6 protein-coding genes are annotated in these 8755 nt (G+C 42.4%); 3 read left to right on the top strand and 3 right to left on the bottom strand.

Translation table 11 applies throughout. The annotated features are described in order from the left end of the window. Positions 1-147: 147 nt before the first annotated feature. On the bottom strand, positions 148-1146 hold the full coding sequence (locus tag LZF95_RS13825; protein ID WP_233755675.1) for an acyl-ACP desaturase: 999 nt from the start codon (positions 1144-1146) through the stop codon (positions 148-150). Between the two features lie 314 nt (positions 1147-1460). Next, on the bottom strand, positions 1461-2345 hold the full coding sequence (locus LZF95_RS13820) for an SMP-30/gluconolactonase/LRE family protein (RefSeq protein ID WP_233755674.1): 885 nt from the start codon (positions 2343-2345) through the stop codon (positions 1461-1463). Between the two features lie 372 nt (positions 2346-2717). Between LZF95_RS13820 and LZF95_RS13815 the strand changes: the two genes are divergently transcribed. Continuing rightward, complete coding sequence (locus LZF95_RS13815; protein ID WP_233755673.1) at positions 2718-3974, top strand: dipeptidase; 1257 nt, start codon at positions 2718-2720, stop codon at positions 3972-3974. A gap of 50 nt (positions 3975-4024) precedes the next feature. On the opposite strand, the gene LZF95_RS13810 is transcribed toward LZF95_RS13815, so the two are convergent. Next, positions 4025-4534 (bottom strand): ORF6N domain-containing protein, encoded by a 510-nt coding sequence (locus tag LZF95_RS13810; protein ID WP_233755672.1) that lies wholly within the window; start codon positions 4532-4534, stop codon positions 4025-4027. A 283-nt stretch (positions 4535-4817) separates the two neighbouring features. On the opposite strand from LZF95_RS13810, the gene clpB reads away from it, so the two are divergent. Together clpB and LZF95_RS13800 are read left to right on the top strand one after the other, a co-directional pair. After that, on the top strand, positions 4818-7433 hold the full coding sequence (clpB, locus tag LZF95_RS13805; RefSeq protein ID WP_233755671.1) for an ATP-dependent chaperone ClpB: 2616 nt from the start codon (positions 4818-4820) through the stop codon (positions 7431-7433). A gap of 195 nt (positions 7434-7628) precedes the next feature. Next, positions 7629-8741, top strand: a complete 1113-nt coding sequence (locus LZF95_RS13800; RefSeq protein ID WP_233755670.1) for an ADP-ribosylglycohydrolase family protein — start codon at positions 7629-7631, stop codon at positions 8739-8741. The last annotated feature ends 14 nt before the right edge of the window (positions 8742-8755 follow it).

Here is an 8755-nt window from a genome sequence, read left to right as displayed (position 1 = left end):
GTCCTTAAAGGCTACATTTAAGTCTTGTTTTTGCACACCTCAAAATACATGTTTTGAGTTAAAACAGGAAAGGCTAGCCGAGAAATCGACTAGCCTTTTAAACTAGCTACTTTTGAGACAGCCTCTTGAAATAATATGATTTGTCGGCTACTTAAGCCATGCAAGTTTTACCTCTTCTGGAGCTTTCATTCGATCAGCTAATCTCATATACCTTTCAGATAACTTTGCCAGATAATCCTGGGCTTTGGCAGCCACATCATTTAAGCCGGTCAGGTTTTCGATTTTCCAGAGGCTTACCAAGTGATCAATGATCCTGGCATAATCCCATCCTGTATAGATCCCCACTTTCTGGGTTACTTCAGAGAATTGGGTAAATAGCGAAGGGTTGGATCCGCCTTTCCCCATCAGCACGGCAGGCATCACGATTTGCTTTCTCATTAGCTTTTCAAAAGCAATGATGGCTCCATTTGGGTCGATTTCAAATATTGCTGACATAAAGCTTTTATATGCTTTTTCATGCCTGGCTTCATCTCCTGCTATTTGTTTGCAGATTCTTCCCAGAACGGGATCTCCAGCGATATCCGCAAGCTTACCGGTATTGACATGGGAGATTTTAGTGGCTCTTTCCTGAAAAGAAGTATAGACGATAGCCTGATACGGATCATTCCCTGAATTAGGATCGAACCCATTCATCAATAACCTATGGATGGTCTGCTCTACTGCCTTCATGTCCACTCGTCCTGTCATATAGAGATACTTATTTAACAGGTCGCCGTGGCGGTTTTCCTCGGCAGTCCAGGATTTGGACCAGCGTACCCATCCGGATTCTGACAATAAGCTTCGCTCCGAATTGATGCCGGGAATTAAATTAAAGTAAGTTTGGTAACTAGGCAGGGCTTCTTCGGTGATCATGTTCCCGACCAAAGATGTCAATACCGTATCTGGAATCCCCTCGGATCTTTTTTGAAGAGATTTGATTTCATCATGAATATCGGGATCTCCGAAATCGGGTAGGAAATCCGAAGGTTGCCAACATTTGTCTGGATCTACCAGAATATTATCCACAGCCTCTCCAACAAGATCATCTAATTGAGAAATAACCTCGATGTTCTTTTCTAGTTCGTAATCTATTTCAGCTGACTTCATCTTTGATATATTTATGCCCGGATATGCTCCTTCTCGGGATGATTTTGAGTTTGGACAAATTTACTTACAATTGGGAGAATAAATGATAGAATTATACTATCTGTCGTGGGAAGATTTTAAACTTGTCCCAAGTTAGGATGAGAAATTAACCCTTTTACTAAAAAGAGTTCTTACTTTCCTAAACGGGGAAAATGACATCTTGGATTCCTAAGCGTGCCATTTGTAAGTATAAGGCTTATTTTGGCACTTGGGTTCAATATATTTAAAAAAGCCTCTGATCGGAGGCTCTTTCGTTTTAATGGAACAAAATTGAATTAATAGTCAAGCTTGTATGCGACTACCTTGTTTTTGAAGAAAGTAGGGACAAGGACTATGTTTTCTCCGGGGATAAATCCAATATCCGCTGTGTTTGACTCCTCAGCCTTGGTGTCTAAAAGAAGAGTTTCACCTTCGGCATTGATGAAATAAACCTCTCCTGCCCAGCGGGAAGCCAGGTAATTGCCATCTCCAAGAATAACAAGCCCATCTCCTCCTGTTACATTTTTATTGAGCAGCATGGCTGTCCCGTCCAGATTGATCATTTTAAAACCTTCTCCGTCAAGACCATACACTGATCCTTTTGGATCTACAGCAATGCCGTTGATAGAAGAATGCCCCTCCGCCACAATGGATATTTTTCCGTCTTCAAGCATATGGATTTTACCGGTATTCATGTCTGTAAAATACACTTTGCTCTCATAAGTAGCCACATCGTTTAAAAAAACAGCACCTTCTACAGGGTGTTTTTTAGTGATGTCACCCGACTCCAGATCTATTTCAATAAGTTGATCGATATCCGTTACGTAGAGATTCCCATTGGCAATGCCCATCCCTTTGGGAGCGTCCAAGCCGGTAACCCACTCCTGATCGACGATATTTCCTTCCTGGTCTAAAATTGATATTGACCCCTTTCCGTCTTTACCTGACGGTTCTCCCTCAATATTGGATACGTAGATTTTTCCTGTGGACTTGTCATATAGTACGGATTCATTCGTTATTAAAGTGGTGTCTGTTTCCCATATTTTTGTTAGAGAAGGAGTTTTGACCGCTTCCACAGTCCCTTCCTCAACGGTGGATTCTTCTGTTTTTTGAGGACTACATTGTGCAAAAAGCAAGGTGGATGTGATGCCGACGAGGGCGAATTTCAATTTAGTGTTCATGAGTTCGGATTTAAATATGTCAAAGGTTGGTTTAAAATACTGAATAGGTGAGCATTGCGTATGAAGGATTTAACGCCTGGTGAAAAGTTACGATAAAAGAACTTTCATGTCAAAGAAAAGGGAAATGTCTTAGGTTTTCATCTAATTAAGGGGATGGAATTTAAGTTGAAAGGGGGTTGGGTGAATTGCATGTTTGTTTTTTTTAAGGTGTGATTTTTGGTTTTTTTGCTGATTCAAGCGCATGATTTCTTAAAGTTGGGTATTGCTGAGACGGAATTGCACTAAAAGTCAGTATTTATTCCCGTTGATGGATAATTTAAAATTCAATTGGAAAAACCAATTATCTTACGCATAAATATAAACCACCAACTTATGAGAAGATATTTTACTTTAGTGATTGCTTCCAGTTTAGTGTTTGGGTGTTCATCCAGAGAAGCTGAAGTTACGGTCGATTACACGAAGATGTCAGATGAGCAACGCCTGGAAGTTGCCAAGGAAATCGCACATGAGACCATCATGGTAGATGGACATGTCGATTTGCCTTACCGTATGAAGGTAGGCGGATTTACACTGCAGAGAGAAGTGCTGGATGTGTCGGTACGTACGCCGGATGGCAATTTCGATTTTCCTAGGGCGAAGGAGGGAGGACTAGATGCGCCATTTATGTCCATATATATACCTGCAGGCCTTCAGCAGAAGGCGGGATCATCCAAGGGACTGGCAGACTCCCTGATACTCATGACGGAGCGATTGGCAGAGACTTTTCCGGATAAATTTGCCATGGCCTATAGTCCAGCTGACGTAGAGAGGAATTTTGCCGAAGGCAAAGTGTCCCTGCCTATGGGGATGGAAAATGGATCGGCGCTGGAAGATGATATTTCCAATGTGGAATATTTTCACGGACGTGGCATTCGATACATCACGCTTACACATGGTAAGGCCAATTTGATCGGAGATAGTAGTTATGATACAGTGAGGCTTTACAATGGTCTGAGCGAATACGGTGAGCAAGTCGTGGCAGAGATGAACAGAGTGGGGATTATGGTGGATGTGTCGCACGTGTCTGATGAGACTTTTAAGGATGCTCTGGCAATTACGAAAGCACCCGCTATAGCTTCCCATTCCTCAGTAAGGGCGTTTACTCCGGGTTTTGAGCGTAATATGAATGACGAATTGATTCAGGCATTGGCTAAAAACGGAGGAGTGATGATGATCAATTTTGGAGGGACATTTATTGATTCTGCCTATGCTGCGGGAAGCACTGCTGTTAGAGAACACCTAGTGAATTGGCTTGCAGAGAATAATCTTTCAAGAAGGGATTCTGCCGCCCAGGCATACATTTCTGAATATACAGCTGCCAACAATCCATTCCCTACAGTTCAGCGAGTAGCGGATCATATCGACTATGTGAAAAATCTGGTGGGAATTGATTATGTGGGTTTAGGGTCTGATTTTGATGGGGTAGGTGATACCTTGCCTACCGGCCTGAAGGATGTGTCCATGTATCCTAATCTGATTGCGGAACTTTTAAAGAGGGGATACTCAAGGGAGGAGATTGAGAAAATATGCTATAAAAATGTGTTCAGAGTTTGGCAGGCAGTGGAGGATTATGCTGCGGGCCAAAAGTGATTTCTTTTGATTAAAATAATGAACCCTGCTTTCATCTAGAAAGCAGGGTTCTACTTTTTAAATCCGATAGCTTTTCTTTCGCCTATGGCAGGCTTTAGAAGTTCCTCAATAATCTGATAGATTTTAGCAATGTGGTGATTTTGATCAGATTCAGATTGCTGCAGTTCATGGATTTTGTCCTGCAAATCAGAATAGTTCATGGCCCAATCTCTCATTTTTACAAAAATCCTCATAATAGAAATATTCACCTGGATTGCTTGAGCACTATTCAATACGGAAGATAACATCGCTACTCCCTGTTCGGTAAAGACATATGGTGGAGTTCGTCTGCCTCCCCATCTTGAGGTCGCAAATTGCGACTTCAAGTTTCTCCATTCGTCCTCCTTTAATTGAAACATAAAATCCTCGGGGAAACGATCAGAGTTTCTTTTTACTTGTTCATTGAGTCGTTTAGTAGGTACCCCATACATCTCCGCCAGATCAGAATCTAACATTACTTTTTGATTGCGGATTTTGAGGATCAGTTCTAGGATATTTTCTTCTGTAGTAAGTGAATTCATTTTGACAAAAATCAGTAGCGGAAATGACTAGTGGGAAAAAGAATTAACTACTATATAAAAAATCAGAATATTAGACGCACGTTATGTCGGGAAATCCTAATAATCAGAATATAATTCTGTCATTTTTTCCGTGTGTCAAGCGGTTTATGTGAGTTTTCCAGTCATTTTGACCGAAAAAAGTAATTGGAGGTGGTTTTGATCATAGAGGGTGTAATGAGGACGAATAGTTGAATCCCTTCGTCCTAGTTTGTAAATTAATACGCCACTAATGACCGGCTATACTATGGACTTCAAACAATTCACTATTAAATCCCAAGAGGCAATTCAAAAGGCTTTGGAAATCGCCTCTGGGGCAGGACAGCCTGCAATTGAACCTGCCCACCTCTTGAAGGGAATACTCTCAGAAGATGAGAATGTGACGGACTTTCTTTTTAAGAGGTTCGGAACAAGTAAGCAGCTGATTACTCAAAAAGTTGATGATCAACTAGCAAAATTACCCAAAGTAAGCGGTGGCCAGCAGCCTTACCTTTCCAATTATTCCAACCAGGTGCTTTCTAAAGCGAAGGATTATCTCAAGACCTTTGGAGATGAGTATGTGGCTGTAGAACATTTGTTGTTGGGAATATTAGCTGCAGGTGATGCTACCGCAAAAATTCTAAAAGATCAGGGGATTTCCGAGAAGCCTTTGATCGAAGCTATCAAAGAACTTAGAAAAGGAAATAAAGTGACCGATCCTAACGCAGAAAGCAAGTATCAGGCATTGGAAAAATACTCCAAAAACCTGAATGAAATGGCCAAGAAGGGAAAGATTGACCCTGTGATAGGCCGCGATGAAGAGATTAGGAGAGTGCTTCAGATCTTGGCCCGTAGAACCAAAAACAACCCGATTCTATTGGGTGAACCCGGTGTGGGTAAAACCGCAATCGTAGAAGGGTTGGCACAAAGAATCGTTTCTGGAGATGTTCCTGAAAATCTTAAATCCAAGACCTTGATTTCTCTGGATATGGGCTTGCTCGTTGCCGGGGCCAAGTACAAAGGTGAGTTTGAGGAGCGGTTAAAAGCTGTAATCAAGGAAGTCACTGACGCAGAAGGTGAGATTATTCTATTCATCGATGAGATCCATACCTTGATCGGAGCTGGTGGAGGAGGAGAAGGAGCCATGGATGCGGCTAACTTGTTGAAGCCGGCTTTAGCAAGAGGGGAACTCCATGCGATAGGAGCGACCACGCTGAAGGAATACCAGAAGTACATTGAGAAAGATAAGGCACTGGAACGTAGATTCCAGGCTGTGATAGTCGATGAACCGGATGCTGCGGATGCGATTTCTATTCTTCGGGGGATTAAGGATAAATACGAATTGCACCATGGTGTGCGGATCAAGGATGATGCAGTTATAGCGGCAGTGGAACTTTCGCAGCGGTACATTTCTGATCGTTTCTTACCGGATAAGGCAATTGACTTGATGGATGAAGCTGCTGCCAAATTGAGGATGGAGATTGATTCCTTACCGCAGGAACTGGATGAGCTGAATCGTAGAATCATGCAGTTGGAGATCGAGCGAGAGGCTATCCGTAGAGAAAAGAATAAAGACAAAGAAACAGTCCTAAGTAAAGAACTGGCTGAGCTGGCTGAAAAGCGGGACAGCGTAAAAGCCAAATGGGAAAGTGAAAAAGCCGTGATCACCGGAATACAGCGTGAGAAAGAGCGGATTGATAATTATAAGCTGGAAGCTGAGCAAGCCGAAAGAGCCGGGGATTTTGGTAAAGTAGCAGAGATCCGTTATGGTAAAATAGGTGAGGCTGAGCAGCGATTGGAGTCCTTCAAATCTCAGTTGGCAGAGATGCAGGCAGGTTCACCGCTTCTTAAAGAAGAGGTGGATCAGGAAGATATAGCTGCGGTAGTGTCCAAGTGGACAGGTATCCCGATGAATAAAATGATCCAATCCGAGCGGGAAAAGTTACTGCATCTCGAGGATGAGCTTGGAAGAAGAGTAGCTGGCCAAAAAGAGGCGATTACGGCCTTGTCCGATGCTGTCCGTAGAAGTCGCGCTGGGTTGCAAGATCCGAAGCGTCCTATCGGTAGCTTTATCTTTATGGGTACTACCGGCGTAGGTAAGACTGAGCTTGCTAAAGCCTTGGCGGAATATCTCTTCAATGATGAAAACGCAATGGTGCGGATCGATATGTCTGAATACCAAGAAAGACATGCCGTCAGCCGGCTGGTGGGAGCGCCTCCGGGCTACGTGGGCTACGATGAAGGAGGGCAATTGACTGAGGCGGTTCGAAGAAAACCCTATTCAGTGATCTTGCTGGATGAGATTGAAAAAGCACATCCTGATGTGTTCAACATTCTCTTACAGGTTTTGGATGATGGCCGCTTGACCGATAATAAAGGGCGTGTAGCGAATTTTAAGAATACCATCATCATTCTGACAACCAATATTGGTTCGCACCTGATCCAGGAGCGATTTGCTGAAATGGAAGAATGGAATAAAGAAGAGGTGCTTGAGAAAACGAAAGCGGAAGTGTATGAGCTCTTGAAAAAATCGGTTCGTCCTGAATTCCTGAATAGAATAGATGAAACGATCATGTTTGAGCCGCTCAATAAGGATGTCATTCGTAAGATAGTGGACATCCAATGGAGGGAAATTCAGCATAGGCTTTCCGAATCAGGTATAGAAATCGATGCTACTAAAGACGTGTTGGATTACTTGGGTGAGATTGGCTTTGACGCAAACTTCGGAGCAAGACCGCTGAAGAGAACCATGCAGCGATTGGTACTGAATGAGTTGTCCAAACAAATATTATCCGGCTATATCAAAAATGACTCTGCCGTGTTGGTGGATCTGGATGCGGATAATCAGGTGTATTTCAAAAATGTGGAAACTGCTGAGTTGTAAGCAGTAGTCTACTCAACTATTCAAAACCCTTGAGGCCGATAAGGCTTCAAGGGTTTTTTTATATTCTATAGTTTTCTCTCTGGAGTCTTTTAATTTTGACTATATGTGTCAATAAGTGTGTTTGGAAAGTTTATAGCGCTATCTTGATAGTACATCTACAAGGATTTTTTAGAACTGAATTGTGAAAAAAATGACATGAAAAATTCATCAAAATTTACAAAAACGGAGGCCTTTAAGGCTTGTCTGTTAGGAGGTGCAATTGGAGATGCTTTGGGAGCTCCCATAGAATTTTGGTCAATCGGGCAAATCAAAAGTAGATATGGCAACACAGGAATTTCTGACTTTGTCGAATTCAAAGATGGACGGGGCCGCTTCACGGATGATACTCAAATGAGCTTATTTACTGCGGAGGGTTTACTTAGGGCAAGACATCGGGCGATGCTGCGAGGCATAGGGGGAGCCCTGCATCAGATTACATTTTACTCATATAGGAGATGGCTTCTTACTCAATCAAATTCTTTTGGGGAAGTTCATAGTAGATTGCTTAATCCAGATATGCTTTATAGTGGATGGCTGCTTACTCAAGAAGAATTGTATTCTTGTAGAGCACCTGGGAATACATGCCTTCAAGCATTGAGAAATGGAAAAATGGGAAGTATGAAAAATCCAATTAATGACAGTAAGGGATGTGGTACAATTATGAGAATGGCACCTGTGGGGTTGATGTTTAGCGATAATCCTGATAGGGCATTCAGTGAAGGTTGTCATTTGTCTGCTCTTACTCATGGACATCCTACAGGTTACCTTAGTGGCGGGTTCTTTGCGGCTTTGATTGCTTTTTTGACGAATGGGGATAACCTCAGAACTGCAATCTGGAAATGTATGGAAATTCTAACCCAGCAACCTGATCATGATGAAGTTGAAGAAGCAGTTCTTAAGATGTTTTCGGTTTTGAAAGAGGCAGACCAAAGAGATCTGGAACCTGAAGATTTACAAAAACTGGGCGGAGCTTGGATTGCAGAGGAAGATCTTGCTATTAGTTTGCTATGTGCAATTCGTTATGAAAGTGATTTTGAAAAGGGTGTGATTGCTGCCATAAATCATTCGGGTGATTCTGATAGTACAGGAGCTATTACGGGGAATATTCTTGGACTTATCAATGGTAGAGACAGTATTCCTGACAAATGGCAAAGCAATTTGCATGGAGCGGCTATAGTCCTGGAAATAGCGGAGGATTTAGCCATTGGAGTGAAGGGAAATAGCTTTGAGCAGGATGAGGAATGGTGGGAGAAATATCCAGGGAATTAAATTTTAACTTAAAC

It is taken from the genome of Algoriphagus sp. AGSA1, from assembly GCF_021390545.1.
Lineage (GTDB): Bacteria > Bacteroidota > Bacteroidia > Cytophagales > Cyclobacteriaceae > Algoriphagus.
Note: the sequence above shows the minus strand (reverse complement) of the source record. Positions and strands in the feature narration are given on the sequence as shown.

Coding starts and splice junctions, on each gene's coding strand:
- LZF95_RS13800 (WP_233755670.1), top strand. CDS start 7,629: ATGAAAAATTCATCAAAATTTACAAAAACGGAGGCCTTTAAGGCTTGT.
- clpB (WP_233755671.1), top strand. CDS start 4,818: ATGGACTTCAAACAATTCACTATTAAATCCCAAGAGGCAATTCAAAAG.
- LZF95_RS13810 (WP_233755672.1), bottom strand. CDS start 4,534: ATGAATTCACTTACTACAGAAGAAAATATCCTAGAACTGATCCTCAAA.
- LZF95_RS13825 (WP_233755675.1), bottom strand. CDS start 1,146: ATGAAGTCAGCTGAAATAGATTACGAACTAGAAAAGAACATCGAGGTT.
- LZF95_RS13815 (WP_233755673.1), top strand. CDS start 2,718: ATGAGAAGATATTTTACTTTAGTGATTGCTTCCAGTTTAGTGTTTGGG.
- LZF95_RS13820 (WP_233755674.1), bottom strand. CDS start 2,345: ATGAACACTAAATTGAAATTCGCCCTCGTCGGCATCACATCCACCTTG.